Genomic DNA, 25,935 nt, shown 5'->3' with positions numbered 1-25,935 from the left:
TTCCTTAATCGCGGGTATATACACGTTCCATGCTTGCCTCCCAATGTTTATGTACCAACCTGCGACGTGCCGCCCGTGGCGTCAGCAGGCATTACGACGGCGCTCTCGACGGCTTCGGGATCAACGTCGCCCAGTATTCTTTGCTGTGCAACCTGCAACGACTCGACCAGCCGAGCATTTCCAGCCTGGCGGAAGCCATGGGCCTGGATCGCAGCACCTTGGGCCGCAACCTGCGGGTGCTGGAAGGCGAGGGCCTGGTGCAACTGGTGGAAGGCGACGACCTGCGCAATCGCCTGGTGATGTTGACCCGGGAGGGTGAGGCGCGACTCGCCGCCGCATTACCCGCCTGGGAGGCGGCGCAGCAGAAATTGATCGATCAACTCGGCGCGGAAAAACGCGAAACCTTGTTGGCCTTGCTGGACGAACTCGCCTGAAAGGGAGTTTGTTCGAATACAAGCGGGTATATACCCGCGAGCGGAGAATAAGAAATGACCTCGATGTGGCGCACCAGTGGCTGGATTCTTGTGGGGAGTGCGCTGATCCTGGCGTTGTCGTTGGGCGTGCGCCACGGTTTCGGCCTGTTCCTGGCGCCGATGAGCAGCGAGTTTGGCTGGGGCCGCGAGACCTTCGCCTTCGCCATCGCCCTGCAGAACCTGATCTGGGGTCTGGCGCAGCCGTTCACCGGCGCCCTGGCCGACCGTTTTGGTGCCACCAAAGCGGTATTTGTCGGCGGTGTTCTGTACGCCGTTGGCCTGGTGTTGATGGGCATGTCCGATTCGGCGTGGTCATTGTCCCTCAGTGCGGGCTTGTTGATTGGTATCGGCCTGTCCGGCACCTCGTTCTCAGTGATTCTGGGTGTGGTCGGCCGCGCGGTGGCGCCGGAAAAACGCAGCATGGCGATGGGGATCGCCAGTGCTGCCGGTTCGTTCGGCCAGTTTGCGATGGTACCGGGCACGCTGGGTTTGATCAGTTGGCTGGGCTGGTCGGTGGCATTGCTCGCACTGGGCTTGATGGTGGCGCTGATCCTGCCGCTGGTCGCCATGCTCAAGGACCGGCCGCTACCGGCGCTGGCCGGCCAGCAGACCCTGCGTGAAGCCTTGAAGGAAGCCTGTTCCCATTCCGGCTTCTGGCTGCTGGCGTTCGGCTTTTTTGTCTGCGGTTTTCAAGTAGTGTTTATCGGCGTGCACCTGCCGGCTTACCTCGTAGACCAGCACTTGCCGGCCACGGTTGGCACCACGGTGCTGGCCCTGATTGGCCTGTTCAATATCTTCGGGACCTACACCGCCGGCTGGCTCGGCGGGCGCATGTCCAAACCGCGCTTGCTGACGGGCTTGTACCTGCTCCGTGCGGTGGTGATCGTGCTGTTTCTGTGGGCGCCGGTCACCGAGATCACGGCCTACCTGTTTGGCATGGCGATGGGCTTCCTGTGGCTATCCACGGTACCGTTGACCAACGGCACCGTGGCGACGCTGTTTGGTGTGCGAAACCTTTCCATGCTGGGTGGGATCGTATTCCTGTTCCACCAGTTGGGTTCGTTCCTGGGTGGCTGGTTGGGCGGGGTGGTCTATGATCGAACCGGCAACTACGATTTGATCTGGCAGGTGGCGATTCTGTTGAGCCTGCTCGCCGCCGCCCTGAACTGGCCGGTGCGTGAGCGGCCGGTGGCGCGCTTGCAGGCGCAGATGGAGGCGGCATGAGTGTAGCGTTACGCGGTCTGATCCTCGTCGCGGGGCTGCTCCTGGTGCTGCTGGCCTGGTGGGGCTGGCAGCATGGCGGGCTGGCGTTGATGCAACTGGGTATGGCGATCTGTTAAGTTCGTGGTCTGAATACTTTTAAGGACACACGACATGCAGATGCGTTGGCTCGCTGTACCCGTCCTGATGGCCATTGGCAGTGTCGCCCTGGCCGCCAGTTGTCCGCCGCTGCTGGAGGGCCAGTTGCCCAAGCTGCGCGCCAAGGAATCCATCGACCTGTGCCAGCGTTTTGCCGGCAAGCCGCTGGTTATCGTCAACACTGCCAGCTTCTGCGGGTTCGCCCCGCAGTTCAAAGGCCTTGAGGCGTTGTACCAACGCTACAAGGGCCAAGGGCTGGAAGTGATCGGCGTGCCGTCCGATGACTTCAAGCAGGAAGCCAAGACTGGCGAAGAGACTGCCAAGGTCTGCTACGTGAATTACGGCGTGACCTTCACCATGACCGAGCCACAGAAGGTCAAGGGACCGGATGCGGTGCATCTATTCAAGGTGTTGGCGCAGCAGACCGACGCGCCGCCGAAGTGGAATTTCTACAAGTACGTGGTGGATCGGCAGGGCAAGGTGATTGCCAATTTTTCCAGCCTCACCAAGCCGGACAATCCGGATCTGATCAAGGCGGTGGAACAGGCGATCGCCTCCAAACCTTGAGGGCCAGCCATTAAAAAGCCCCGCTTCCTTTGCAGGAGAGCGGGGCTTTTATACACCCGTCTGGATCAGAAGGTGTAGGTCATGCCCAGGCCGAAACCGTTGGCGCTGTTTTCATACTTGGCGCGGTAGCTGGCGGTTGAAGGAGCGGCAGCGGTCTGGTTGACCTTGACGTCCTCTTCCTTCAGGTACGAGTAAGCCAGGTCGATCGTCATGTTATCCATGACTTTGTAACCAAGGCCCACACTGAAGATCGTGCGGTCGCCTGTAGGAATCCGCGGAGAACGATTGGTGTTGTTGGTGGGTGACTGGTCGAAGGTCAAACCGGTGCGCAACACCACTTGGTTGGTCAACTGGTAAGAAGTACCCACTGCGTAGGCCCAGGTATCGTGCCAGTTCTGTTCTTCGGTGATCGCGCTGAGTTGGCTCGGTGCCAATAAACCACCTGCCCCCGTTACACCTTTGTTGTTGACGGTGATCTCTTTCAGGCGACTCCAGCGCGTCCAGGTAGCACCGCCATACAGTTTCCAGGCGTCAGTCAGGTCTTGTGTAACCGACAGGTCGTAGGACTCTGGAGTATCGATTTTCAGCGACGCGTCATAACGGTTGTTACGCAGGAACGGTTGAGTCGCGGCGGGACCACTCACGGTGGTGTGGCCGTCCAGCTTGTACTTGACCTTGGAGTGGTAGGTCAGGCCAACACGTGTGGTATCAGTCGCTTGAACCAATACACCGACATTGAAGCCCAGTGCCGTATCATCGCCCTTGATTTTGACGTTGGTATCGCTGACGGCAGGGTTAAGGGTCTTGTCCGATTCCAGCACACCGGAGATCCGGTTGATGGTCGGGCCAAAGCCGACCGATACGCGGTCGTTGAATGCATAGCTGACAGTTGGCTGGAAGGTGATGACCTTCACTTCGCTCTTGCTGCCGAAACCACGGCCCTGAAAGCCGCTTTCGTAGTCAGTCACCAGGCCGAACGGTGCGTATACACCGAAGCCAACGGCCCACTGATCATTGAGTTTGTTGGTATAGAAACCAAATGGCACTGCGGTGAACGGAACCATGTCACCTTTGTTGGAGCCGCGAGAATTACCACCTGTGTTGCTGATATCGGTCGACGCATCAATGGCAGCAACACCGCCCGTGATTTGCTGGCCATTCAAGCGGGACATACCGGCAGGGTTACCGTAAACCGTGCTTGCATCATCGGCAGAAGAAGAGCGACCTGCGAAACCCGTACCCATTCCGCTGACGCTCTGTTCGTTCAGTGCGAAACCGCTTGCGAACACGTGGGAAGAGGCCATGGCAACGGCGAGGCTAAGTGTGGTCTTGAGCATTACTTTTTTCATTATTAGAACTCCGTGGTGATCACCGCTGCGGAAAGTAACAATAAATTTAACATCGCGCTATAGGCTGTAATGCAGGAGATAGAGCGGTTTTGTAGGACAATCCGACCAAAATTCTGATTTTTTGGCGAATCTTGCAAATTGCCCGGTCAGCAAACCACCTGATTCATGGGTGAAACACAGGTTTGCCAGGCTTGAGTGAAATCGCGCAGCCTTCCTTGTGGATGAAAAATTTCTTTCCAGATACGTGCCATGCCCAGCACATCACCGGGCGGGGGCAGTGCAGGGGTGTGTTGTTCCACCAAAAGCCAGGCGATGGCCGTGGCATAACGCAGGTTGACCGTCAGCTCAAGTTGCGGTGCGCTGAGGAACGCGTGCTGGCTGGCGAGGCCGCGTACCAGGCTGGCGCGCTCGGGGTCCAGTGCCAGGTAGCTGTCCCACAACGCGCGGTGGCGCGGTTCGGTGATGCTGTACAGGCCGTGTCCACGCCGGTCGTGCAAGGCGGAACCGAGTTCCGACTGGCTGGCGGCAATGCCCAGCAGCAGTGACTCGGCCGTCGGGTTATGTCGGCCAAGGTACATCAACGTCGGCCTGATCACATAACGACACAATTCGCTGGCAGCGATACCCATACAAGCCTCAATCCGTGAAAGTGGTCGACGAGGCCTGAGAAGGTGGGGGCTTGGCAGCAGTGGATCGGATCTCAGGCTCGCCGGAAGCGGATCATGCCGCTTGAGTTGAAGTGTAGTGTCATATTTGCGATGTAAAGGACTGTTTTTAAAACATCTTCTTCATTTAGTTATAACGTTTATATCTATTTGAACTTAGTGCAAAAGCTCGGTGGGCAAATTCCGGGCAATAAAAAACCCTGCTTTTTAAACAGGGTTTTTGTGTTTCAGCGACTCGGGTCGATCAGGCAGTCAGTGCCTGACGGGTACGCTCGATCACGGCCTGCAGCGGTTCTGCGCTGGAGTATTGATCGGGGTACAGGCGTTCGCTGTGACGAGCGATGCCGTGTTCGTTGACCAGGGTGAAGCTGAAGCAGCCTTTGCGAGCGGCCATGATCAGGCAGTTCATTGGAGCAAAAGCGTTGGTGAGGGTGCGAATGGCATCCTGAGTGTGGATTTGAGCGTTCATAATTATTGGTGTTCCTACAAATGACACAGATAAGAACCGTGCCGTATTAAAACGTTCCAGTGACGTTGATCACCATTGATCGAACGAAGAACCCGACTGGAACAAAGCAGCCAGTTTGAAGCGCTATTAAGTTAGGCGCGCTTGGGCTGGCAGGTAGGTACTTAGGAGGGCAGGCGACACAACAGGGGCAAAGGTTCTGGGCCCAGGGTGAAGATCCTGATCAATTTGCAGGTTGGTTCGGTCAGAGTATGGAAACTTCGCGGCACCCTTTGCTTGTTCAAAGGCAGTGTCGTCGCAAGTGATACCTGGAAACCATCGAGGTGGTCGATCCCGTGTTGTACAAGGGAGTTGTTCGACCAGAATTGACTTTCAGCTTGGTACTAACGCCGCGGATAGTAACGGATTGAAACGGGTAAGGGAAGTGTGTTAGCCAAAAAACTTCAATCAGCCGCCCAGCAGGCCCCGATAAACCAGTACCGTGGCTGCCGCTGCCAGCGAACAACCCAGCCCGTAAGCGGCAAGGGTCAAGCGCAGGGATTGGCCGGTCTCGACCACTTTCATAACATCCCTCATATCGTTGATCCGGCCTTCGCCGAGCTCGATGCACAAGCTCACGGCCGTGAACGCCGCCGACAGCAGAATGGCGATGGCGAACAGTGCCCCGTCCGGAGAGGGCAGCGCCGCATTGATTCCCAAGGAAATGGCACAGATGGCCAGGAGCAGCACCGCGAACAACAGAATTCCCTTCATCGACCCCTCCACCGTTGCGCTGTAGGTCGGGGAGTGTGGCGAGCCCGGCAAGATTTGAAAAGTCCCTGGTTGGCCTTGGCGGTAACATCTTTGCAGCAAGTTGCTTCAAAAAACGCCGGTGATATAACCGTCGGATGGGTAGTTGTGCACATTAGTTGCGGGGGGTGTAACCACGCTGTCAACTGCTCTGAGGGGCTCCCATTTGCCTGCAATGGAAATTTAAGTCAATGAAAAATCTGGCTTTTTTTTATTGGTGAAAAAATCGTCAGTTTGACTGCGGCCCCCATTCCATGGGGCTTTGCGCGAGTTAAAGGGGGGTTGTCCACTGAGTTATCCACAGCTTCTGTGGATTGTCCCAAGCGCTTGCTCTAGAACGGGCGTGCAGAGTTTTTTCAGCTTTACCTGTACGAAAAAAAGAGTAGAGTGGCGCGCCTTCCGATCTGTCCCACAGTGCTTTATGAAGTTTCGCTCAGTATCACCTTCTGTTACCGATGCCCCTCAAACTGTTACCGCCCCCAAGCGCTTCTCCTTGAAAGTTGCCTTGTGGCTGCTCGACAGTCCGCGCCTGGGTCATAACACCAACGTCAAACACTTCGCCGGGCGCTTGCTCAAGCAGCCCGCCCGTGAAGGCGTGGTCGCTGCCCAAAGTCGCCTGGGCCAACTGATGTGCCGTGAATGTGGGAATGCCCGCGACCGCCGCATCGGCCACGACCTGTTGCGCCTGGCGGCCCGTGCCGGCGACCGTCGCGCCCAGCGTGAACTGGGCCAGGTCGAAGACTGAGCTGTCCTCAGGCCCTGGGCTCCGCTAACCTTGCTTTTTTTCGGTGATGGCAGACATGTCTATGGTTTTTGACTGGACCAGTATCGCCCTGGGCCTCGCAGGCGCTGCCGTGCCTTTATTGGCGGTGTGCTGGCAGCTTCAGCGGCGACTGACCGCACGCATGACCGGCTGGGAACTGCTCGAAGAGCGCCTGGCCACCGCACAACTGGCCCAGGAGGGCCTCGCCGCGCAGTTGGATGCCAGCCGCGACGAGATCAGCGATCTGAGCCAGGCCAACGCCGCCAAGCAGGCCGACCTGGCTGCCTTACGCCGCGAAGTCGAGCTGCTGCAGATCGACCGTGACAATGCCCGCGACGCCGCCCACGCCTGGAACCTCGACCGCAGCGCCAAGGAGACTGAGCTGCGCCGCCTCGACGCTCTTTCAGCTGCCTTGCGCGCCGAACTGCGCGAACAACAGGACAGCCATCAACAACGCCTAACCGACCTGCAAGGCTCGCGGGATGAGCTGCGCGCGCAGTTCGCCGAGCTGGCCGGCAAGATCTTCGATGAGCGCGAACAGCGCTTTGCCGAAACCAGCCAGGAGCGCCTGGGCCAATTGCTCGACCCGCTGAAGGAGCGCATTCAATCTTTCGAAAAGCGCGTGGAAGAAAGCTATCAGAACGAGGCGCGCGAGCGTTTTTCCCTGGCTAAAGAGCTGGAGCGCCTACAGCAACTGAACCTGCGTCTGTCGGATGAAGCCACCAACCTGACTCGTGCGTTGAAGGGCCAGAAAACCCAAGGCAACTGGGGGGAGCTGATCCTCGAACGGGTATTGGAGCACGCGGGCCTGGAAAAAGGCCGTGAGTACCAGACCCAAGTCAGCCTCAAGGGCCCGGATGGCGAGCGCTTCCAGCCGGACGTGCTGATCATGTTGCCTGGTGACAAGCAGGTGGTGGTGGATTCCAAGGTCAGCCTCACCGCGTATCAACAATACGTGGCGGCGGATGATGAGGTCATCGGCCAGGCGGCCCTGAAACAGCACGTACTGTCGCTGCGTAATCACGTCAAGGGGCTGGCGAGCAAGGATTACAAGCGCCTGGAGGGCCTGCACAGCCTGGATTTCGTGTTGCTGTTCGTACCTATTGAAGCAGCGTTTTCCGCTGCGTTGCAGGCCGAGCCGAACCTGTTCCAGGAAGCCTTCGACCGCCATATCGTGATCGTCAGCCCGACCACGTTGCTGGCCACCCTGCGCGTGATCGACAGCCTGTGGAAGCAGGAACGCCAGAGCCAGAATGCCCGGGAGATCGCCGAGCGCGCCGGTTGGCTGTACGACAAGTTCGTGTTGTTTATCCAGGACCTGGATGAAGTGGGTAACCGTTTGCAGCAGTTGGATAAGGCTTACAGCGCCGCGCGTAACAAGCTGACAGATGGGCGCGGAAATCTGGTCAGCCGGACTGAGCAATTGAGATTGCTCGGTGCGCGGGCCAGCAAGAGTCTTCCTGCTGATTTGCTGGAACGGGCGATGACCGACTCAGATGGCGTGGCCCATCTGCCCGAGTAACGGTAGGCGTCGGCCTGCCGTCTCCTACAAAGGCAGATGCCGACTCAACAATGCCCGCAACGCTGCCGGTTTCACCGGCTTGGCCAGGTAATCCAACCCCGCCGCATGCACCTCGGCCACCATCTCCGGGCGGCCGTCGGCGCTGATCACCACGCCGGGAATCGGCTCCGCCAATTGCGCGCGCAGCCAACCCACCAGTTCAGTCCCGGTTTCGCCATGGTCCAGATGGTAGTCCACCAGCGCCAGTTGCGGACGCACGCCATCGGCCAGCAATGCCGCGCATTGCGCCTGGTCGGTGGCGGTCCAGACTTCGCAGCCCCAGCGCGTCAGCAGGCTGCGCATGCCGATCAGGATGCTTTCTTCGTTATCCACGCACAGCACCTGCGCACCGCTCAGCGGCAGGCCGGTTTCCTGCGGCGTCCTGACCTGCGGGCTGGTCTGGTTGCGGGCCAGCGGCACGCGCACGCTGAATACGCTGCCCTTGCCGGGCCATGAACGCACACTCAGGCGGTGGCCCAGCACGCGGCACAGGCCGTCGGCGATCGCCAGGCCCAACCCCAGGCCTTTCTCGGCGCGGGTCTGGTGGCTGTCCAGGCGCTTGAATTCCTCGAAGATCACCTTTTGTTTATCCGGTGGGATTCCCGGGCCACGGTCCCACACTTCCAGGCACAGCGCGTCTTTACGTCGGCGTACGCCGAGTAGCACCGGGCCGTCGGCATAACGGAATGCGTTGGTAAGAAAGTTCTGCAGAATCCGGCGGAGCAACTTGATGTCGCTGTCCACGCGCAAACGACTGCCGCGCAGGCGGAAGCGCAGACCTTGCTCCTGGGCCAGCGCCTTGAACTCGGCGCCCAAGGTGTCGAACAGTTCGTTAAGCACAAAAGGCTGGCGCTGCGGATTGATCTTGCCGTTTTCCAGGCGCGAAATATCCAGCAGGTCGCTGATCAGGTCTTCGGCGGAACGCAGTGAGCTGTCCAGGTGCTGCACCAATTGCCGGGCTTCGCTGGAGAGGCCGTCCTGCTGGTGGGAGAGGGCGGCGGAGAACAGGCGTGCGGCATTCAGGGGTTGCATCAGATCATGGCTGACCGCCGCCAGGAAACGCGTCTTCGACTGGCTGGCGGACTCGGCCACGCCCTTGGCGTCGGTGAGCGCCACGTTCAACTGCGACAGTTCGTGGGTGCGCTCGGTGACCCGTTGTTCCAGGCCTTCGTTGGCCTCTGTAAGGGCTTGCTCGGCTTCACGGAACGCAGTGATGTCGGTGAAACTCATCACGAAGCCACCGCCGGGCATCGGGTTGCCGATCAGCTCGATCACGCGACCATTGGGAAACAAGCGTTCAGACGTGTGCGCACGGCCCTGGCGCATCCAGTGCAGGCGGCGCGCCACATGCACTTCGGCCTCACCTGGCCCGCACAAGCCACGTTCGGCGTTGTAGCGGATGATGTCGGCAATCGGCCGGCCGACGCTGATCAGTCCGTCCGGGTAGTTGAACAGCTCCAGATAACGCCGGTTCCAGGCCACCAACTTGAGGGACTGGTCGACCACGCTGATACCCTGGGTGATGTTCTCGATAGCGCCTTGCAGCAAGGCGCGGTTGAACTGCAGCACTTCCGAGGCTTCGTCGGCGATGCGTACCACGTCCTCCAGTTGCATTTCCCGCCCTTCAATGGCGGCTTTCACCACGGCACGGGTCGAGGAGGCACCGAGTACACCGGCCAGCAACCGCTCTGTGTGGGCGATCCAGTCGTTGTCGGCATTCTGGTTGGGGTTGAAGCCTTTGCCCTGACGATAGGCGAAGCGGATAAAACTCTGCTGGGCGCGTTCTTCACCCACAAAGCGCGCGGCCAGGCTGAGCAAATCACTGATCTGCACCGACAGCATCGAGCGGGCGCTGGCGCGTTGGCTGATTTCCTGGCCAATAAAACGCCCGGCTTGCCAGTGTTCGGAAACCCGCGTGCGCGACAGCATCGACACCCACACGAACAGCGTGAAGTTGCCCGCCAGCGAGAACACGGTGCCCAGGGTCAACGACGTCACGGACAGACCCAGTGGGTGGGAATGCATCCACGTCAGTCCTGGGAAAAGGCTGAGGGACCAGCCCAGGCTTTTCGCCGTTACCGGTAGGACCAAGGTGTAGAACCATAGGAAGATGCCCGCTGCCAGCCCGGCAAACACGCCGCGTCGGTTGGCCTGTTTCCAATACAGCGCACCGAGCATCGCCGGTGCCAGTTGAGTCACGGCGGCAAAGGCGATCTGGCCGATGGTCGCCAGGCTCGCGGTGGACCCCAGCAGGCGGTAGCTGACGTAGGCCAGCAACAGGATGATGACGATGCTGACTCGGCGTACCGACAGCATCCAGTGGCGGAACACTTCGAACGGGCGCTCGGCACTGGAGCGGCGCAGCAGCCACGGCAGTAGCATGTCGTTGGAGACCATGGTCGACAAGGCGATGCTCGCCACAATCACCATGCCGGTGGCCGCCGAGGCGCCGCCGATAAAGGCCAGCACCGCCAGCGCCGGGTGGGCTTCGGCCATGGGCAGGCTGATCACGTAGGAGTCCGGCAGCACCGAGCCCGGCAGCATCATCTTGCCGCCCAGGGCGATCGGTACTACAAACAGAGCAGCCAGGATCAGGTAGGCGGGGAACACCCATTTGGCCAGACGCAGGTCCTGAGGGTCGATATTTTCCACCACCGTGACATGAAACTGCCGCGGCAGGCAGATGATCGCCATCATTGCCACGCCGGTCTGCACCACCATCGACGGCCAGTTGACGGTCTCTTTCCAGTATTCCTCCAGCCGTGGCGCCAACATGGCCTGGCTGAACAGGTCGCCGAAACCGTCGTACAGGCCGTAGGTCACAAACGCGCCGACCGCCAGAAAGGCGAACAGCTTGACCAGGGATTCAAACGCGATCGCCAGCACCATGCCCCGGTGGTGCTCCGTCGCGTCGAGGTTGCGCGTACCAAACACGATGGTGAACAGCGCCAGCACCAGCGACACAATCAACGCGGTGTCCTGGGCGCGGGTGCCGGTGGTGTCCGCGCCCGCGCCGATCAACAGGTTCACCCCCAGCACGATGCCTTTGAGTTGCAGGGCGATGTAAGGCAATACGCCGACCAGGCAGATGAGTGCGACCACCACCGCCAGCGATTGGGATTTGCCGTAGCGCGCGGCAATAAAGTCGGCAATGGAGGTGATGTTTTCCTGCTTGCTGATCAGAATCATCTTCTGCAGCACCCAGGGTGCCAGCACCAGCAGCAGCACCGGCCCCAGGTAAATCGGTAAAAACGCCCACAGCTGTTCGGCGGCCTGGCCTACGGCGCCAAAGAAGGTCCAACTGGTGCAATAAACTGCCAGCGACAGGCTGTACACCCAGGCACGCATGCGCGGCGGCAGTGGCGCACGGCGACGGTCACCGTAGAAGGCGATGGCAAACATAATGGCCATATAGGCCAGGGCAACGGCGGCGATCAGCCCGCTGGACAGCGTCATGGTAACTCCGAGCATAGGAACGCCCGGGCATTCCAGGCCCGGTTGGACAGTCTCGCATGATGCCTGGGGTTAGTCAGTGTCGACCAAGGTCGTGTGGGATCGAATGTCGCAGGTCATTCAGCGCGGTGGCAGGGTTTTCTGGCGCAGGATGTAGATTGTCACCAGCACGGCGCTGGTCAGCATGAAGCCGCGCGCCCACGGTAGGGGCACTAAATAGCAGGACACGCCGATGCTCAGCCACATCAAGCCGATGGCGTAGACCTTGCCCTTGAGCGGGATGCCGTTGCCGTCCAGGTAATCACGGATCCACGGGCCAAGGCGCGGGTGTTGCACCAGCCAGTGGTAGAAACGCGGGGAGCTTCGGGCGAAGCAGGCAGCGGCGAGCAGCAGGAAGGGCGTGGTCGGCAATACCGGTAGGAAAATGCCGATGACCCCCAGCGCTACGCTCAGCCAACCAATGGCCAGCAGCAGGTAGCGCAGGAGCAGCGGACGGTTGCCCATGGGTGTCACGGGCAAACGACTCAGTGGTGACGTGGCTTGAGGATCGCCGGTTTTTCGTCAGGGGCGTTGCACAGCAGGTACAGCGCGGTGAGGGCTTCCGGGATCTGCACGATCATGTCGTCCATCAGGTTGGCGTCGGCGGCGATGTCGGAGAACTCCGGCTGGTCGTCGAACAGACCCGAACCGACCATGATCGGCAGCAGCATTTCGCTGACTTCTTCCTCGGCGGTTTCGAACCAGGCGGCTTCGCGCAGGAACACGCCTTCCATGAAGCCGATGCACCAGCCGCGCAGGTCGGAGTCATCCGGCTCTTCGCCCAGGTCCAGTTCGCACGGCAGCTCGAACTCTTCGTCGGAGGCCAGCTGGCGACCGATGTGGGCCTTGAGGGCCAGCAGGGTGGCTTCGATTTCTTCGCGTTGGGCAGCGTCGGTGTAGTGCGGCTCTTCGGCGAACAGCGCGTCGATCCATTCACGGTCAGGCACGACCTCGGAGCAGATCGACAAGGCGGTCAGGTAGCCGTGGGCGGCCACGTAGTCCAGCGCCTCGTCATGCAGCTCATCGGCGTCGAGGAAGGCTTGCAGGCGGGTTAGTTGCTCAGCGAAGGACATTGAAGAGTTACCTTGGGAATAAACGATGCTGAATTCTAGGCTTTCTTGAGCGCCCAGGCCAGCCGCACGGCATTTTAGATCGTGGCGGCTATTCGTCAGTGATGCCCTTTGCCGCAGATCGCTCGGGTATACTGCCGCGTTTTGTGATGCCCTTGCAGGCCAAGCGCCAGCCCGCGAAAACTTCGCTTACGGATTATTTCCCGTGAAAGCGTGTTTTTTCGGCCAGCCTGTACAGAGGGATTTCGGCACCATTTTGGAGTTTTACATGCTCGAGCAGGCTCAACGCGTCCTCAAGGACATCTTCGGCTACGACAGTTTTCGTGGCCGCCAGGGTGCGATCATTGAGCGCGTGGCCAGTGGCGGTGACGCACTGGTCCTGATGCCTACCGGTGGCGGCAAGTCTTTGTGCTTCCAGGTGCCGGCGCTGTTGCGCAATGGCTTGGCGGTGGTGGTATCGCCTTTGATCGCATTGATGGACGACCAGGTGGCAACCCTGGAAGAGCTGGGTGTCGCCGCCGCATCGTTGAATTCCACCCTCAGTGCCGAACAGCAGCGTGACCTGGCCGCTCGCATCAAGCGCGGTGAAGTGAAGATGCTCTATCTGGCGCCCGAGCGTCTGGTGCAGCCGCGCATGCTGGCGTTTTTGCAGAGCCTGGAAATCGCCCTGTTCGCCATCGATGAAGCCCACTGCGTATCGCAATGGGGTCATGACTTCCGCCGCGAGTATTTGCAGCTCGGCCAATTGGCGGAGCTGTTTCCCGATGTGCCGCGCATTGCGCTGACCGCGACCGCCGACAAGCGCACCCGGGAAGAAATCGTCGAGCGCCTGCATCTGCAGAACGCCGAACGCTTCCTCTCAAGCTTCGATCGACCGAATATTTTCTATCGCATCGTGCCCAAGGAGCAGCCGCGCAAGCAGTTGCTGGCGTTCCTCTCCGAGCGGCGCAGCGATGCGGGCATCGTCTATTGCCTGTCGCGCAAGAAGGTCGATGAAGTGGCTGCGTTTCTCTGCGAGCAGGGCTACCCGGCGCTGCCGTACCACGCCGGCCTGCCCAACGAAACGCGTTCGGCGCACCAGAAGCGCTTCCTCAACGAGGAAGGCCTGATCATGGTGGCCACCATCGCGTTCGGCATGGGCATCGACAAATCCAACGTGCGCTTCGTGGCGCACATGGATTTGCCCAAATCCCTCGAGGCGTACTACCAGGAAACCGGGCGTGCCGGCCGTGACGGTTTGCCGGCGGATGCGTGGATGGTCTACGGCCTGCAAGACGTGGTGATGCTCAAGCAGATGTTGCAGAACTCCGAAGGCGACGAGCGACACAAGCGCCTGGAGCAGCACAAGCTCGACGCGATGCTCTCGCTGTGTGAGGAAACCCGCTGCCGGCGCCAGACCCTGCTGGCATATTTCGATGAAGACATGCCTGAACCCTGCGGCCACTGCGATAACTGCGTTGATGGCGTGCAGACCTGGGATGCCACCGAGCCGGCACGCCAGGGTTTGTCCGCTATCTACCGCACTGGTCAGCGTTATGGTGTGGGCCATCTGGTGGATGTACTGCTGGGCAAGGACAACGAGAAGGTCCGCAGCTTCGGCCACGAAAAACTCTCGGTCTACGGTGTCGGCAAGGCCCGCGCCGAAGGCGAATGGCGTTCTCTGTTCCGGCAGATGGTCGCGCGTGGATTGGTAGACATCGACATCGAAGGATTCGGCGGCCTGCGTCTGAATGACAGTTGCCGGCCCTTGCTGAAAGGCGAGGTCAGCCTGGAGTTACGCCGCGACCTCAAGCCGCAGACCACCGCAAGGACCAGCACCAGTCAGGCCAGCCAACTGGTGCGTGGCGAGGAACGGGAGCAGTGGGAAGCCTTGCGCACCCTTCGGCGCAAACTGGCACAGGAACACAGCGTGCCGCCGTACGTCATTTTCCCCGACTCGACGCTGTTGGAAATGTTGCGCGAACAGCCCACCACCATGGCCGAGATGGCGCGCGTCAGCGGCGTGGGGGCGCGAAAGCTGGAGCGTTACGGCCAGGCGTTCCTCGAAGTGCTCGGCGGCCATGCCGAAGCGCCGAAGGAGGTCGCCGATATCCGCCACGAACTGATCAGCCTGGCACGCGCCGGCATGACCCCGATCCAGATCGCCGGTCAGTTGCAATGTTCGGAAAAAAACGTCTACACCTTGCTTGCCGAATCCATCGGCAAGCAGCAGTTGTCGTTGGAGCAGGCCCTTGATTTGCCAGAGGATCTGCTCGGTGAGATCCAGGATGCGTTCCTCGACGGCGAGGGCGAATTACCACCTGTTGCGGAGATTGCGCCGCTGTTTACCGGGCGTGTTCCAGAGGGGGTTTTGTACTGCGTGCGCGCGGCTTTGCAGTCTGAGTTCGAAATTTAGTGTGGCAATTACGACAATGTAACGAATCAGTACATAGCAACTCTTGCCTATGGGCAAAGCTCATGCTTAGCTGACTAATAATTAGCCACACTTTATTTTCAGTCTAAACAATGAGTTTTTTATGTCTTTAACCGATCAACATCGTTTTGGCATGCAGCTGGCGCAAATGTCCCGTGGGTGGCGCGCCGAGCTGGACCGCCGTCTGGCGGGGCTTGGTTTATCTCAGGCGCGCTGGCTGGTTCTGCTGCACTTGGCTCGTTTTGAAGAAGCACCCACCCAGCGTGAGCTGGCGCAAAGCGTCGGCGTCGAAGGGCCTACACTGGCTCGCCTGCTGGACAGCCTTGAAGGCCAAGGCCTGGTGCAACGCCAGGCGGTGGTGGAAGACCGTCGTGCGAAGCGCATCGTGCTGTGTGATACCGCACGCCCCCTGATCGAACAAATCGAAACCATTGCCACCGCCCTGCGCCACGAGCTGTTTGTGGGGGTGGACGAAGCCGACCTGAGCGTGTGCATGCGCGTGCATGGGCACATCCTGGCGAATCTGGAAAAGTCCTGAAGAAACCACCGGGCGGGCTTGCTGTGGCCAGCGGTGCTGTGGTGGTGAGCAGATTTGTTGTGGTGAGCGGGCTTGTCCCGCGTTGGGCTGCGAAGCAGCCCCCCTAAAGTCACCGCGTTTTTTCAGCTAGAAATCAGTCGTCTGTTTTTGGGGCCGCTTCGCAGCCCAACGCGGGACAAGCCCGCTCGCCACAATAGCGCCGCTCTCCACACGGGTTCTGTGCAAGACGCTAAAACGTCTGCCCCAGGTTCAGATACACCGCCTTCTGGTTGTCATCGTTGAACCCATAGCTGAAATTCAGCGGCCCCAACGGCGTATCGAACCCCAGGAAAATACTCGCCGCGTTGATATAGCCGCTGTCGAATTCGTTGTCGTTGTTCCACGCCCGGCCGCGTTCAAGTGAAGCGCCCAGGTACAACGGGAAATCCAGTGGCAGGTACGAACGGGGCGTAAGCCTGCGGTAGTACACCGCCCGCATCAGGCTGATGTTCTGCCCCGAGATCGCATCCTGGCGAAAGCCCGATAGCTGTCGCGCCCCGCCCAGCAGGAAGCTGGAAATCACCACATCCGAATCATCCAGGGTGCGCCCGTAGCGTCCACCCAGCACCAGGGTGTCCGGACCGTGGCTCATGGCTTTGTCGAGCTTGAACTCCCACTGGCGGTAGCGCTGGTCCGAGCCCAGGCCGGGTTCGAACTCGCGGTAGGCCAGGCCGATGTCTTCGCCGGTGTGGGGGAAGTACACGTTGTCCAGGGAATCGAAGGAGTACTTCAGTTCATAGAAGCCTTCGCTGAAACTCACGCTGGGCAGGTCGCGGTCGCCGATGCGCACGTCCGCCTTGCCCCAGGCTTCGCCGACGCCGAAGCGGATCTCGCCGCTGTTGCCGATCTGGCGGCCGACGTTCAAGCCAAAACCGTAGCGTTCCAAGCGGTATTCGGAGATGGGGTCGTTGTCCAGGATCAGCTCGACGTTCTGCGCCTGGGCCCTGATGTACGGTGCGACAAAGTAGCGCGAGCCGGTGTCCATCGGCTGGTAGAACTCGCTGTACAGCTCCTGGCGGTCCCCGATCTGCACCCGCGTGAGCCATTCCGCACCGAGCCGGTTGATGCCATTCATGCGGTAGCTGGCGCCGAGGTTGAAGGCGCTGTCGCCGCGCATGTCATCCGACAGGTTCAGGCCCAGGCGCAGGTAGTCGGTGCCGCTGCGCTTGCCCCGCGCGCTGATCACCAGCGTGTTGTCCTGGCCCTTCTTGACCACGCGGTATTGCACTTGCTCGAAATAATCCAGGCCGTACAGGGTGCCCATGTCCGTTTGCAGGCGTCCCAGGTTGAGCGGCTCGCCCAGGGGTTGGCGAATGTAGTAGCGGATCACGTCGTCGCTGACTTTCGAATCGTTCTCCACGCTGATCGCGGTGATCACCGGGGTGCGTTCGCCCGGCGTGCGCGCGGCCACCAATTGCGGGTCGACCGGCTCGGCGGGGCGCAGGTGGGCCAGGCGCATGTCAAGGGCACGGGTGGCGCGGTAGCCGGCGTCGATCATGTCCTTGGCGCGGCCGAAGTCGGTCACGCCATAGGCGGCGAGAGGCGGCTGGATCAGCACGTCCTTGGGGTGCAGGTCCTTGAGTTGTTCCTCGGAATTGCGCCGAGTCATCAAGGTGATGGACTGGTTGAGCACGTCCACCACCGTGGCCAGTTGCTTGCGTGAACGCAGCGGGGTGCCGATGTCCACGACTATGGCGATGTCTACGCCCATCTCTCGCGCCACATCCAGCGGGATATTGTCGGTCATGCCGCCATCCACCAGTAGCCGACCGTCCAGTTCCACCGGTGCGAACACCGCCGGGATCGACATGCTGGCGCGGATCACCTGGGGCAGGTGGCCCTTGCGGAACACCACCTTCTCGCCGGTGGTGATGTCGGTCGCCACCGCCCGGAAGGGGATGGGCAACTTGTCGAAGTTACGCGTGTTGCTGGTGTGGGCGAACATGCTTTCCAGCAGCAGCGCCAGGTTCTGGCCCTGGATCACACCCAGTGGCAGGCCCAGGCTGCCGTCGTCGCGAAAGCTGAGTTTCTGCTTGACCAGGAAGTCCCGGTCATCCTGTTTGCGCCGGAACGGCACGTCTTCCCGCGGCGGTGCGTCGGACAGGGCCTGTTGCCAGTCGATACTCAGCGCCAGCTTTTCCAGTTCATCGATCTTGTACCCAGAGGCATACAGCCCACCGATCACCGCGCCCATGCTGGTGCCGGCAATCGCGTCGATCTGGATGCCTTGTTCTTCCAGCGCCTTGAGCACGCCGATATGGGCCAGGCCTCGGGCGGCGCCGCCAGACAGCACCAGGCCGATTTTCGGACGGGGCGGTTCAACGGCGTCGGCAAGCAGAGGGAACAGGCACAGCAACAGGCAGGACAGCAGGCGGCGCATCAGGAATCTCGGGGCTGGGCGATAAAGGTCGGTATTATAGCCACTCGATCCGTCGAGCCCGTCATGCCAGGAGCCTTTCAAATTATGTCCACAAGCAAACCCGAGGTCGTCATCACCTATTGCACCCAGTGCCAGTGGCTGCTGCGTGCCGCGTGGCTGGCTCAGGAACTGTTGAGTACGTTTGCCGATGACCTGGGCAAGGTCTCACTGGAGCCGGCCACCGGCGGCGCGTTTCGCATCACCTGTGATGGCGTACAGATCTGGGAGCGCAAGGCGGACGGGGGCTTTCCCGAAGCCAAGGTGCTCAAGCAGCGCGTACGCGACCGGATCGACCCGCAGCGTGACCTGGGGCACAACGACCGTACGCAGTGAACGTCACCGCCCTATCAAGGGCGGTGACCCTCTGGTGCGGCCCTATTTGGCGGCCATCTTTTGTTTGATGAAGCCAATCAGCCACGTCAGTATGAGGCCGCCTATACCACCCCCCACAATGTTGCTGCCAACTGCCGCCACATCCAGCGCTTCACCGCCCGAGGTGCCCGTGAATGCCGCGACGACCTGGCCCAACGCCAGTCCGCCGACACCCCCGATCAGTGTATTGAGCCCGGTCCCGAGGCTCTGTTTGGTCATGCCGGCGACGTTGCCGCCGACTGCCCCGCTGATGATCTGTACCAATAAGCTGATGAGCATTTCCATGGTAAAGCTCCCGCATCGCGTTGAGGTTGTGACCACTCGCTTGCAGCAACTTCAGAACACACCCAGGCTGTCATCGAGCTGTCGGATATCCGTTGAACGACTGCTGACTGTTGCGGATGTTTAAAGTATAGATCAGGCCGTTGCAGTGGGTTGTTTGGCCTGGCTGGCGCTGCCCATCAACCCCGACAGCACAATGGCGACGATGATCAGTGCGCCGCCCAGGAGCATGCGCAGCGTCGGCGTTTCGGCAAACAGCAACCAGGCGGCGGTGATGCCGTAGACCGGCTCCATGGCAAATACCACCGAAGCCGTGCGCGCCTTGATCACCGCCAGGCTTGCGACAAACAGGCTGTGGGCCAGGCCCGTGCAGAACACGCCGAGCAAACCGATCCATAGCCAGTCGATTGCCCGTACCTCGGTCAACCCCGGTGCCGCCACCGGCAACAGGCAAACCGCGACCACCACGTTCTGGCACAGCGCCGCCTGCACTGCGGGGATGCGGCCGGAGCTGGCGCGGTTGTTCAGCGATAATAGTGAAAACAACAGCCCCGAGGCGATCCCCCAGAGCAAGCCGCCCGTGGCTTCACTGGCAAGGTTGAAGTCCGGGGTGACCAGCACCAGCCCGACGCTGACCAGCGCCACCAGTACAATTTCGTTGGTGCGGATCCGCTCGCGGAAAATCAGCCCTTCGAGGATTACGGTAAACGCCGGGAACGCGGTGAAGCCCAAGGTTGCGACGGCCACACCGGCTACCTTGACGGCAATAAAGAAGGTCACCCAGTGCGCCGCCAGCAACACACCGCTCACCAGCAGCCGGCGCCAGTCGCGCAGCTCCAGTATCTTCCACGCCGTGTTGCTGGCGAACCGGGCAAACACCGCCAGGGCCACCACGGCAAACGCCGCGCGACCAAACACGATGATGGCTGGCGAAGCGGCCGCGAGTTTGCCGAATACGCCGGTTAGGCCAAACATCAATGCGCCGATATGCAGGGCGCCGAGGGCTGAGCGGGGAGTCATTGCGATCCTTGAGACAAGCGGGTGGCAAGTGCGCAGTCTAGTGGGTCGCCGGTGCGGATGTCTGTCGTGCGGCTCGCGTTTTTTATCGCAGGACTCTTCCTACGCGTTGCGTCGCAAAGCCCCCGGCGACGCGCCAAACTCACGCAGCATCGCGGCAGCAAAGGCGCTTTGCGAGGTGTAGCCGACGCGATCGGCGATGTCGCCGATGGGCAACGGCGTTTGGCGCAGCAGGTCCAAGGCGATGTGCAGGCGCCGACTGCGGATGTAGTCCATCGGCGTTTGTCCGCATTCGGCGATGAAGCGGGCATGCAAGCGTGCCACCGACAGGTCGGCGATGCGCGCCAGGTCCGCCACCTGCAGCGGGTGCGCAAGGTGGCGCTCGATGTGCGCATTGAACGCCGCGTACGGCAGACGCCGTGCCGAAAGGGGTTGGGCCTGGGGATGATTGAGACTGGCCAATAACAGCACGGCGCCTTGCTGGACGATCAGCGGGTCATCCACCGGGCTGTGCGCCAGCCATTGCACCAACTGGTTCTGCCGCGTATCCAGGGCCAGCCGCGCCGGTTGGTCGAGCAAGCGGCGGCTGGCGTCGGCATGTTCGCCCAGCGATTGCAGCAACCAATGCTCGGTGGGCACATCCAGCACCAGGCAGCGGCTGCCATCACGGCTGCCGCACGCATGGTGGGCGGAGAAGGGCAGCACCATCACGCTGCTTTCGCGGACCTGGCTGCCACGCCCATCGACTTCCAGGTCCAGGTGCCCGGACAGGCCGAACACCAACTGCGCATGATCATGGCTGTGGGCGAGGGGCGCTTCGAGGTAATGGCGCAGGGTGAGGGCGGGTCCCATAGTGGTCTCCATGCTGGCAAGCCGGCAGTCTACAACGCTTTGCGGCCGGCAGGCGCTGTCATCAGACTGACGCACAGTTGTCATGGGCTATTAATCGCCAGGGCGCAAGCTCGCGAAAACACCGTCGAGGGATACCCATGACCAGTGCCGAGTTCACCAAGCCCAGCCGCAAGCAACGGGTGCGTACCCTGTGGATTTCCGATGTGCACCTGGGCACGCGGGATTGCCAGGCTGAGCATCTGTCGCAGTTCCTCAAGGGCTATCACGCCGACAAGGTCTACCTGGTGGGCGATATCATCGACGGTTGGAAACTGCGTGGCGGCATGTATTGGCCCCAGGCTCACACCAACGTGATCCGTCGCCTGCTGACCATGGCCAAGCGCGGCACCGAGGTGATCTACGTCACCGGTAACCACGACGAATTCCTGCGCCGTTATTCCAAGCTGATCCTGGGCAATATCCAACTGGTGGACGAAGCCATTCATGTGACTGCCGATGGCCGCCATCTGTTGGTGATCCACGGCGACCAGTTCGACGTGATCACCCGCTATCACCGCTGGCTGGCATTCCTCGGCGATTCGGCCTACGAATTCACCCTCACGCTCAACCGTTGGCTGAACCATTGGCGGGCGCGCTATGGCTATGGCTATTGGTCGCTGTCGGCGTACCTCAAGCACAAGGTCAAGACGGCGGTGAATTTCATCAGTGATTTCGAAGAAGCCATCGCCCACGAAGTGACCAAGCGCGAGCTGCACGGGGTGGTCTGCGGGCATATTCATCATGCGGAGATCCGCAAGGTGGGCGAGGTGGACTACCTCAACTGCGGGGATTGGGTGGAGTCGTGCACGGCATTGATCGAGCACTGGGATGGGAGTATCGAGTTGTATCGGTTGGCGGATGCGCAGGCCAGGGAAGCGCAGCTCAAGGCCGAAATGGTCGCGGGCTGAAGTTGCACACAAGCCAGATGTGGGAGGGGCAAGCCCTCTCCCACATTCATTCCGGGTTTCGTCAGCGGGAAACGTCGGCGATGGCTTCGGCCAGCAGCGTCAACCGCGTGGCATCAATCCCGGCCACATTCGCCCGGCCAGAACTCACCATATACACGCTGTGTTTCTCCCGCAGTTGTGTAACCTGCCCGGCACTCAGGCCGGTATAGGAAAACATCCCACGCTGTGCGCCAATGTGCGCAAACCGCTCCGACAGACCATGGGGTGCCAACGCCTCCACCAGCCCGGAACGCAGGTGTGCGATCCGCGAGCGCATGGCCTCGACCTCGTCGCTCCACTGCTTTTTCAGCTCGGCATCACCCAGGATCGTCGCCACCACCGCCGCACCATGGTCTGGCGGCGTCGACCACAGGTTGCGCGCCGTGTTCGCCAGTTGGCTGCGCACATCCGTCAGCTTCTCGGCATCCGCTGCGCACACGATCAGCGCGCCGACACGGTCGCTGTACAAGCCGAAGTTTTTCGAGCAGGAGCTGGTGACCAGCACTTCCGGCAACTCGGCCGCGAACAGTCGCACCGCCCAGGCATCCTGCTCCAGGCCATCGCCAAAGCCCTGGTAGGCGAAGTCGATCAGCGGCAGCAGTTGGCGCTCGCGCACGATCTTCAGCACCTGGCGCCAGTCATCCTGGGACAGGTCAAAACCGGTCGGGTTGTGGCAGCAGGCGTGCAGCAGCACGATATCGCCCTGGGGCACGCTGGACAAAGTGGCGAGCATCGCCGCCACGTCCAGGCGATTGTCGGCACCCACGTAGGGGTAATGACTGACCTGGAGGCCGGCCTTGGCGAAGATGGTTTCGTGGATCGGCCAGGTCGGGTTGCTCAGCCACACGCCACGGCCCGGTAGGTTTTGCGCAATAAAGTCGGCGCTCAAACGCAGGGCACCGGTGCCGCCTGGGGTCTGGGTGGCGCCGGCACGACGGTCGCGCAGCAGCGGGGAGTCGGCGCCGAGCACCAGTTCGCTGATCAGCTTGCCAAATGCGGCATTGCCGTGGCCGCCGATGTAGGTCTTGGTGGTTTGCGTGTCAACCAGGCGCTGCTCGGCCAGTTTCACCGAGTGCGGAATCGGCGTCAGGCCCTGGTCGTCCTTGTAGACGCCCACGCCCAGGTCGAACTTGTTCGGGTTGGCGTCCTGGGCGTACAGGTCCATCAGCCCGAGGATCGGGTCGCCGGGTACGCGGCCAATGGCATCGAAGTGCATTACTTGCGGCCCTCGGCGTCCTTGGCCACTTCGTCGGTGCGGGCGGCCATGATGAAATCGTTGCGGTGCAGGCCCTTGATGGAGTGGCTCCACCAGGTCACGGTGACCTTGCCCCACTCGGTGAGCAGGCCAGGGTGATGGCCTTCGGCTTCGGAGATTTCACCCATGGCGTTGGTGAAGGCCAGGGCGAACTTGAAGTTCTTGAACAGGAAAACCTTTTCCAGTTGCATCACGCCGTCGCGGACTTCGATGTTCCAGTCAGGGATCTGCTTGAGCAGTACCGGCAGTTCCTCATCGCTGACTTGCGGGGCATCGGCGCGGCAGGCTTCGCAATGGGCTTGGTTCAAGGTGGTCATGATGGTGTCCTGAATTCGAGTGTTTGATGATCAGTAGCGTCACCCTAAAGCAACGCGCGGCCAGGGAACAGACTCACCTGGCCTGAAGATGTAAGGTTCAAGCCGCTTTGGGTTTCGGTGGAAACTTCGGCGCGTGCAGACCCAACTGCATACCGCGCTCGACCATGCCCATGATGTCTTCCTGCGCGACTTCGAACAGGCGCTTCAGATTGGGCAACACGAAATACAACGGTTGCAGAATGTCGATGCGGTACGGCGTGCGCATGGCTTCCAGCGGGTCGAACACCTGGTGTTCGGGCTCGGACGACAGGCTGTACACGGTCTCCTTGGGCGATGACAGAATGCCGCCGCCGTAGATGCGCCGGCCTGCGGGCGTGTCCACCAGGCCGAATTCGATGGTCATCCAGTACAGGCGCGCCAGATACACCCGTTGCTCCTTGGTGGCCGCCAGGCCGAGCTTGCCGTAGGTGTGGGTGAATTCGGCGAACCAGGGGTTGGTCAGCAGCGGGCAGTGGCCGAAAATCTCGTGGAAAATATCCGGCTCTTGCAGGTAGTCCAGTTCTTCGCGAGTACGAATAAAGGTCGCCACTGGAAACTGTTTGCTGGCGAGCAATTCGAAGAAGGTCTGGAAGGGAATCAGCGCCGGCACACGGGCGACCTGCCAGCCGGTAGTCTCGGCCAGCACCTTGTTGATTTCACCCAGTTGCGGGATGCGATCGTGTGGCAGGCCGAGCTTGTCAATGCCGTCCAGGTATTCCTGGCAGGCGCGACCCTCGATCACCTTCAACTGGCGAGTGATCAGGGTGTTCCACACCGCGTGTTCTTCCGGCGGGTAGTGGATAAAACCTTGCGCGTCGGGCTCGCGGGCCACGTACTGCGTCTGCTTCATACGGCTCTCCTGCTAGGCATTCGTTCTTGTTATGTCCTGCGATGAGCCTATTGATAACCCGGGCGAGGCCGGATTCCATCTGTTTAAAACGCCTTGGCGTAGGAAAACTTACCATTTTCCGTAAAGTATTCGTTACGCTTGTGGGGCTGGCCGTTGCATTGGGCTGGGAAAGTCACTCCGCCTGTCACATAATCTTGACGACTATCTGCGCCCAGCGACAAAAAGACGCGGCGCTTCCCCACTTTTCGGGCCTCTTCATGCGTATCAAAGTGCACTGCCAGAACCGCATTGGCATCCTGCGGGACATCCTCAACCTGCTGGTGGAATACGGCGTCAACGTCGCCAAGGGCGAGGTCGGTGGGGAGCATGGCAACGCCATTTACCTGTACTGCCCGAACCTGGTGAACATGCAGTTTCAGGCCCTGCGCCCGCAATTCGAGGCGATTGCCGGGGTGTTTGGCGTCAAAAGAGTCGGGCTGATGCCCAGCGAGCGCCGGCATATGGAACTCAATGCACTGCTGGGCGCCCTGGAGTTTCCGGTGTTGTCCATCGACATGGGCGGCTCCATCGTCGCCGCCAACCGCGCGGCGGCGCAGTTGCTCGGGGTGCGGGTGGATGAAGTGCCGGGCATTCCGTTGTCGCGCTATGCCGAGGACTTCGACTTGCCGGAGCTGGTGCGCGCGAGCAAGTCGCGGATCAACGGCCTGCGGGTCAAGGTCAAGGGCGACGTGTTCCTGGCGGACATCGCGCCGCTGCAATCCTCCGAGCATGACGACAGCGAGGCCATGGCCGGTGCTGTATTGACCCTGCACCGCGCCGACCGCGTCGGTGAGCGCATCTACAACGTGCGCAAGCAGGAACTGCGCGGCTTCGACAGCATCTTCCAGAGTTCCAAAGTCATGGCCGCGGTGGTGCGCGAAGCCCGGCGCATGGCGCCACTGGACGCGCCGCTATTAATAGAAGGCGAAACCGGCACCGGCAAGGAACTGCTGGCGCGGGCCTGTCACCTGGCCAGCCCGCGTGGGCAATCGCCGTTGATGGCGCTCAACTGCGCCGGCCTGCCTGAGTCGATGGCCGAAACCGAGTTGTTCGGCTACGGTCCTGGCGCGTTTGAGGGCGCGCGGGCCGAAGGCAAGCTCGGCCTGCTGGAGCTGACGGCGGGCGGTACGTTGTTTCTCGACGGTGTAGGGGAAATGAGCGCGCGCTTGCAGGTGAAACTGCTGCGCTTTTTGCAGGACGGTTGCTTCCGTCGCGTCGGCAGCGATGAAGAGGTGTACCTCGATGTGCGGGTGATCTGCGCCACCCAAGTGGATTTGTCCGAGCTGTGCGCCCGTGGCGAATTTCGCCAGGACCTTTATCACCGCCTCAATGTGCTGTCCCTGCATATCCCGCCGTTGCGCGAATGCCTGGACGGCCTGGCGCCGCTGGTCGAGCACTTTCTCGACCAGGCCAGCCGACAGATCGGTTGCCCGCTGCCCAGGTTGGCGCCCGCCGCAATGGAGCGCCTCAGTCATTACCACTGGCCAGGCAATGTGCGGCAGTTGGAAAACGTGCTGTTCCAGGCGGTGTCGTTGTGCGACGGCGGGACGGTCAAGGTCGAGCACATCCGGTTGCCGGACTATGGCGTGCGTCAGCCACTTGGCGATTTTTCGCTGGAGGGTGGCCTGGAAGAAATTGTCGGGCGGTTCGAGAAGGCGGTGCTGGAAGCCTTGTACGCCGAGCATCCCAGCAGTCGGCAGATGGGCAAGCGCCTGGGGGTGTCGCACACCACCATCGCCAATAAGCTGCGCGACTACGAAATCCTCAAGACCGATAAATAACCCAATGTGGGAGGCGGCAAGCCCCCTCCCACATTTGATCTTTGTCGTTTTCAAAGACGGGGCTTGCCGCAGGCGGCAGTAGTCCGCCGTTTTTTCGACTCGCGCTCAATGCGGAATTCACCCCACCTCACGGCAAACCCCCGCCCCGCCTGCACTTCTCGCTATTTTCAAAAGTTGGTTCG

24 protein-coding genes are annotated in these 25,935 nt (G+C 60.9%); 10 read left to right on the top strand and 14 right to left on the bottom strand.

The window, feature by feature from the left end; translation table 11 throughout:
- Nucleotides 1-29: 29 nt before the first annotated feature.
- From BM110_RS19500 to BM110_RS19490, 3 genes are all read left to right on the top strand, one after another.
- Nucleotides 30-434: a MarR family winged helix-turn-helix transcriptional regulator gene (locus tag BM110_RS19500; RefSeq protein WP_058424943.1), complete on the top strand. Its 405-nt coding sequence runs from the start codon at nt 30-32 to the stop codon at nt 432-434.
- Nucleotides 435-497: 63 nt separating this feature from the next.
- Complete coding sequence (locus BM110_RS19495; RefSeq protein WP_175538857.1) at nt 498-1,697, top strand: MFS transporter; 1,200 nt, start codon at nt 498-500, stop codon at nt 1,695-1,697.
- 150 nt (nt 1,698-1,847) lie between these two features.
- Nucleotides 1,848-2,399 (top strand): glutathione peroxidase, encoded by a 552-nt coding sequence (locus tag BM110_RS19490; protein WP_093122251.1) that lies wholly within the window; start codon nt 1,848-1,850, stop codon nt 2,397-2,399.
- 65 nt (nt 2,400-2,464) lie between these two features.
- Here the strand turns inward: BM110_RS19490 and BM110_RS19485 are convergent, their stop codons facing one another.
- The 4 genes from BM110_RS19485 to BM110_RS19465 all read right to left on the bottom strand — a co-directional run bounded on the left by BM110_RS19485 (nt 2,465) and on the right by BM110_RS19465 (nt 5,632).
- A complete protein-coding gene (locus BM110_RS19485; protein WP_093514013.1) occupies nt 2,465-3,748 on the bottom strand; it encodes an OmpP1/FadL family transporter in 1,284 nt (427 codons plus the stop codon).
- Between the two features lie 146 nt (nt 3,749-3,894).
- Entirely contained in the window at nt 3,895-4,377 is a 483-nt protein-coding gene (locus BM110_RS19480; RefSeq protein WP_093514012.1) for a hypothetical protein, read from the bottom strand.
- A 280-nt stretch (nt 4,378-4,657) separates the two neighbouring features.
- Nucleotides 4,658-4,882: a hypothetical protein gene (locus tag BM110_RS19475; protein WP_005790139.1), complete on the bottom strand. Its 225-nt coding sequence runs from the start codon at nt 4,880-4,882 to the stop codon at nt 4,658-4,660.
- Between the two features lie 444 nt (nt 4,883-5,326).
- Nucleotides 5,327-5,632, bottom strand: coding sequence for a hypothetical protein (locus tag BM110_RS19465; protein ID WP_093514011.1), 306 nt, complete (start codon nt 5,630-5,632; stop codon nt 5,327-5,329).
- 457 nt (nt 5,633-6,089) lie between these two features.
- Here BM110_RS19465 and BM110_RS19460 point away from each other — a divergent pair, with 457 nt between their 5' ends.
- Together BM110_RS19460 and rmuC are read left to right on the top strand one after the other, a co-directional pair.
- On the top strand, nt 6,090-6,413 hold the full coding sequence (locus tag BM110_RS19460; RefSeq protein ID WP_078049644.1) for an SEL1-like repeat protein: 324 nt from the start codon (nt 6,090-6,092) through the stop codon (nt 6,411-6,413).
- A 175-nt stretch (nt 6,414-6,588) separates the two neighbouring features.
- Nucleotides 6,589-7,953 carry a DNA recombination protein RmuC gene (gene rmuC / locus BM110_RS19455; protein ID WP_170856059.1) on the top strand — a complete coding sequence of 455 codons (1,365 nt, stop codon included), beginning with the start codon at nt 6,589-6,591 and terminating at the stop codon, nt 7,951-7,953.
- Nucleotides 7,954-7,977: 24 nt separating this feature from the next.
- Here rmuC and BM110_RS19450 read toward each other — a convergent pair whose 3' ends face one another.
- The 3 genes from BM110_RS19450 to BM110_RS19440 all read right to left on the bottom strand — a co-directional run bounded on the left by BM110_RS19450 (nt 7,978) and on the right by BM110_RS19440 (nt 12,557).
- The gene (locus BM110_RS19450) at nt 7,978-11,448 is read right to left on the bottom strand and encodes a hybrid sensor histidine kinase/response regulator (RefSeq protein ID WP_093514010.1); all 3,471 of its coding nucleotides are present in this window, start codon (nt 11,446-11,448) and stop codon (nt 7,978-7,980) included.
- A gap of 117 nt (nt 11,449-11,565) precedes the next feature.
- Nucleotides 11,566-11,949 carry a YbaN family protein gene (locus tag BM110_RS19445; RefSeq protein WP_071491302.1) on the bottom strand — a complete coding sequence of 128 codons (384 nt, stop codon included), beginning with the start codon at nt 11,947-11,949 and terminating at the stop codon, nt 11,566-11,568.
- Between the two features lie 20 nt (nt 11,950-11,969).
- Complete coding sequence (locus tag BM110_RS19440) at nt 11,970-12,557, bottom strand: UPF0149 family protein (RefSeq protein ID WP_058424934.1); 588 nt, start codon at nt 12,555-12,557, stop codon at nt 11,970-11,972.
- A gap of 265 nt (nt 12,558-12,822) precedes the next feature.
- Here BM110_RS19440 and recQ point away from each other — a divergent pair, with 265 nt between their 5' ends.
- Both recQ and BM110_RS19430 read left to right on the top strand, forming a co-directional pair.
- Nucleotides 12,823-14,949, top strand: coding sequence for a DNA helicase RecQ (recQ, locus tag BM110_RS19435; RefSeq protein WP_093514009.1), 2,127 nt, complete (start codon nt 12,823-12,825; stop codon nt 14,947-14,949).
- A 121-nt stretch (nt 14,950-15,070) separates the two neighbouring features.
- The gene (locus BM110_RS19430) at nt 15,071-15,505 is read left to right on the top strand and encodes a MarR family transcriptional regulator (RefSeq protein WP_058424932.1); all 435 of its coding nucleotides are present in this window, start codon (nt 15,071-15,073) and stop codon (nt 15,503-15,505) included.
- A 229-nt stretch (nt 15,506-15,734) separates the two neighbouring features.
- On the opposite strand, the gene BM110_RS19425 is transcribed toward BM110_RS19430, so the two are convergent.
- Nucleotides 15,735-17,924: a patatin-like phospholipase family protein gene (locus BM110_RS19425; protein WP_071491300.1), complete on the bottom strand. Its 2,190-nt coding sequence runs from the start codon at nt 17,922-17,924 to the stop codon at nt 15,735-15,737.
- 84 nt (nt 17,925-18,008) lie between these two features.
- On the opposite strand from BM110_RS19425, the gene BM110_RS19420 reads away from it, so the two are divergent.
- A complete protein-coding gene (locus BM110_RS19420) occupies nt 18,009-18,296 on the top strand; it encodes an Rdx family protein (protein WP_093122276.1) in 288 nt (95 codons plus the stop codon).
- Between the two features lie 42 nt (nt 18,297-18,338).
- Here the strand turns inward: BM110_RS19420 and BM110_RS19415 are convergent, their stop codons facing one another.
- The 3 genes from BM110_RS19415 to BM110_RS19405 form a co-directional block, all read right to left on the bottom strand.
- Nucleotides 18,339-18,620, bottom strand: coding sequence for a hypothetical protein (locus BM110_RS19415; RefSeq protein ID WP_092242996.1), 282 nt, complete (start codon nt 18,618-18,620; stop codon nt 18,339-18,341).
- Nucleotides 18,621-18,752: 132 nt separating this feature from the next.
- The gene (locus BM110_RS19410; RefSeq protein WP_092242999.1) at nt 18,753-19,637 is read right to left on the bottom strand and encodes a DMT family transporter; all 885 of its coding nucleotides are present in this window, start codon (nt 19,635-19,637) and stop codon (nt 18,753-18,755) included.
- Between the two features lie 99 nt (nt 19,638-19,736).
- The gene (locus tag BM110_RS19405; protein WP_093514008.1) at nt 19,737-20,486 is read right to left on the bottom strand and encodes a helix-turn-helix transcriptional regulator; all 750 of its coding nucleotides are present in this window, start codon (nt 20,484-20,486) and stop codon (nt 19,737-19,739) included.
- A gap of 137 nt (nt 20,487-20,623) precedes the next feature.
- Between BM110_RS19405 and BM110_RS19400 the strand changes: the two genes are divergently transcribed.
- Nucleotides 20,624-21,433, top strand: coding sequence for a UDP-2,3-diacylglucosamine diphosphatase (locus BM110_RS19400; protein ID WP_071491296.1), 810 nt, complete (start codon nt 20,624-20,626; stop codon nt 21,431-21,433).
- Nucleotides 21,434-21,494: 61 nt separating this feature from the next.
- On the opposite strand, the gene BM110_RS19395 is transcribed toward BM110_RS19400, so the two are convergent.
- The 3 genes from BM110_RS19395 to phhA all read right to left on the bottom strand — a co-directional run bounded on the left by BM110_RS19395 (nt 21,495) and on the right by phhA (nt 23,933).
- Complete coding sequence (locus BM110_RS19395) at nt 21,495-22,688, bottom strand: amino acid aminotransferase (RefSeq protein WP_093514007.1); 1,194 nt, start codon at nt 22,686-22,688, stop codon at nt 21,495-21,497.
- Nucleotides 22,688-23,044 carry a 4a-hydroxytetrahydrobiopterin dehydratase gene (locus tag BM110_RS19390; RefSeq protein WP_010208721.1) on the bottom strand — a complete coding sequence of 119 codons (357 nt, stop codon included), beginning with the start codon at nt 23,042-23,044 and terminating at the stop codon, nt 22,688-22,690. The genes BM110_RS19395 and BM110_RS19390 overlap by 1 nt, the downstream gene beginning before the upstream one ends.
- 97 nt (nt 23,045-23,141) lie before the next feature.
- Complete coding sequence (gene phhA, locus BM110_RS19385) at nt 23,142-23,933, bottom strand: phenylalanine 4-monooxygenase (RefSeq protein ID WP_092243009.1); 792 nt, start codon at nt 23,931-23,933, stop codon at nt 23,142-23,144.
- A 257-nt stretch (nt 23,934-24,190) separates the two neighbouring features.
- Between phhA and BM110_RS19380 the strand changes: the two genes are divergently transcribed.
- Nucleotides 24,191-25,753: a sigma-54-dependent transcriptional regulator gene (locus tag BM110_RS19380; protein ID WP_071491293.1), complete on the top strand. Its 1,563-nt coding sequence runs from the start codon at nt 24,191-24,193 to the stop codon at nt 25,751-25,753.
- The last annotated feature ends 182 nt before the right edge of the window (nt 25,754-25,935 follow it).

It is taken from the genome of Pseudomonas sp. NFPP28 (assembly GCF_900115535.1).
In the GTDB taxonomy this organism is placed as follows: Bacteria; Pseudomonadota; Gammaproteobacteria; order Pseudomonadales; family Pseudomonadaceae; genus Aquipseudomonas; species Aquipseudomonas extremorientalis.
The sequence above is the reverse complement of the archived record's forward strand: the minus strand, read 5'-3'. Positions and strand labels throughout refer to the sequence as shown.

Coding starts and splice junctions, on each gene's coding strand:
- BM110_RS19500 (WP_058424943.1), top strand. CDS start 30: ATGCTTGCCTCCCAATGTTTATGTACCAACCTGCGACGTGCCGCCCGT.
- BM110_RS19495 (WP_175538857.1), top strand. CDS start 498: ATGTGGCGCACCAGTGGCTGGATTCTTGTGGGGAGTGCGCTGATCCTG.
- BM110_RS19490 (WP_093122251.1), top strand. CDS start 1,848: ATGCAGATGCGTTGGCTCGCTGTACCCGTCCTGATGGCCATTGGCAGT.
- BM110_RS19485 (WP_093514013.1), bottom strand. CDS start 3,748: ATGAAAAAAGTAATGCTCAAGACCACACTTAGCCTCGCCGTTGCCATG.
- BM110_RS19480 (WP_093514012.1), bottom strand. CDS start 4,377: ATGGGTATCGCTGCCAGCGAATTGTGTCGTTATGTGATCAGGCCGACG.
- BM110_RS19475 (WP_005790139.1), bottom strand. CDS start 4,882: ATGAACGCTCAAATCCACACTCAGGATGCCATTCGCACCCTCACCAAC.
- BM110_RS19465 (WP_093514011.1), bottom strand. CDS start 5,632: ATGAAGGGAATTCTGTTGTTCGCGGTGCTGCTCCTGGCCATCTGTGCC.
- BM110_RS19460 (WP_078049644.1), top strand. CDS start 6,090: ATGAAGTTTCGCTCAGTATCACCTTCTGTTACCGATGCCCCTCAAACT.
- BM110_RS19450 (WP_093514010.1), bottom strand. CDS start 11,448: ATGACGCTGTCCAGCGGGCTGATCGCCGCCGTTGCCCTGGCCTATATG.
- BM110_RS19445 (WP_071491302.1), bottom strand. CDS start 11,949: ATGGGCAACCGTCCGCTGCTCCTGCGCTACCTGCTGCTGGCCATTGGT.
- BM110_RS19440 (WP_058424934.1), bottom strand. CDS start 12,557: ATGTCCTTCGCTGAGCAACTAACCCGCCTGCAAGCCTTCCTCGACGCC.
- recQ (WP_093514009.1), top strand. CDS start 12,823: ATGCTCGAGCAGGCTCAACGCGTCCTCAAGGACATCTTCGGCTACGAC.
- BM110_RS19430 (WP_058424932.1), top strand. CDS start 15,071: ATGTCTTTAACCGATCAACATCGTTTTGGCATGCAGCTGGCGCAAATG.
- BM110_RS19425 (WP_071491300.1), bottom strand. CDS start 17,924: ATGCGCCGCCTGCTGTCCTGCCTGTTGCTGTGCCTGTTCCCTCTGCTT.
- BM110_RS19420 (WP_093122276.1), top strand. CDS start 18,009: ATGTCCACAAGCAAACCCGAGGTCGTCATCACCTATTGCACCCAGTGC.
- BM110_RS19415 (WP_092242996.1), bottom strand. CDS start 18,620: ATGGAAATGCTCATCAGCTTATTGGTACAGATCATCAGCGGGGCAGTC.
- BM110_RS19410 (WP_092242999.1), bottom strand. CDS start 19,637: ATGACTCCCCGCTCAGCCCTCGGCGCCCTGCATATCGGCGCATTGATG.
- BM110_RS19405 (WP_093514008.1), bottom strand. CDS start 20,486: ATGGGACCCGCCCTCACCCTGCGCCATTACCTCGAAGCGCCCCTCGCC.
- BM110_RS19400 (WP_071491296.1), top strand. CDS start 20,624: ATGACCAGTGCCGAGTTCACCAAGCCCAGCCGCAAGCAACGGGTGCGT.
- BM110_RS19395 (WP_093514007.1), bottom strand. CDS start 22,688: ATGCACTTCGATGCCATTGGCCGCGTACCCGGCGACCCGATCCTCGGG.
- BM110_RS19390 (WP_010208721.1), bottom strand. CDS start 23,044: ATGACCACCTTGAACCAAGCCCATTGCGAAGCCTGCCGCGCCGATGCC.
- phhA (WP_092243009.1), bottom strand. CDS start 23,933: ATGAAGCAGACGCAGTACGTGGCCCGCGAGCCCGACGCGCAAGGTTTT.
- BM110_RS19380 (WP_071491293.1), top strand. CDS start 24,191: ATGCGTATCAAAGTGCACTGCCAGAACCGCATTGGCATCCTGCGGGAC.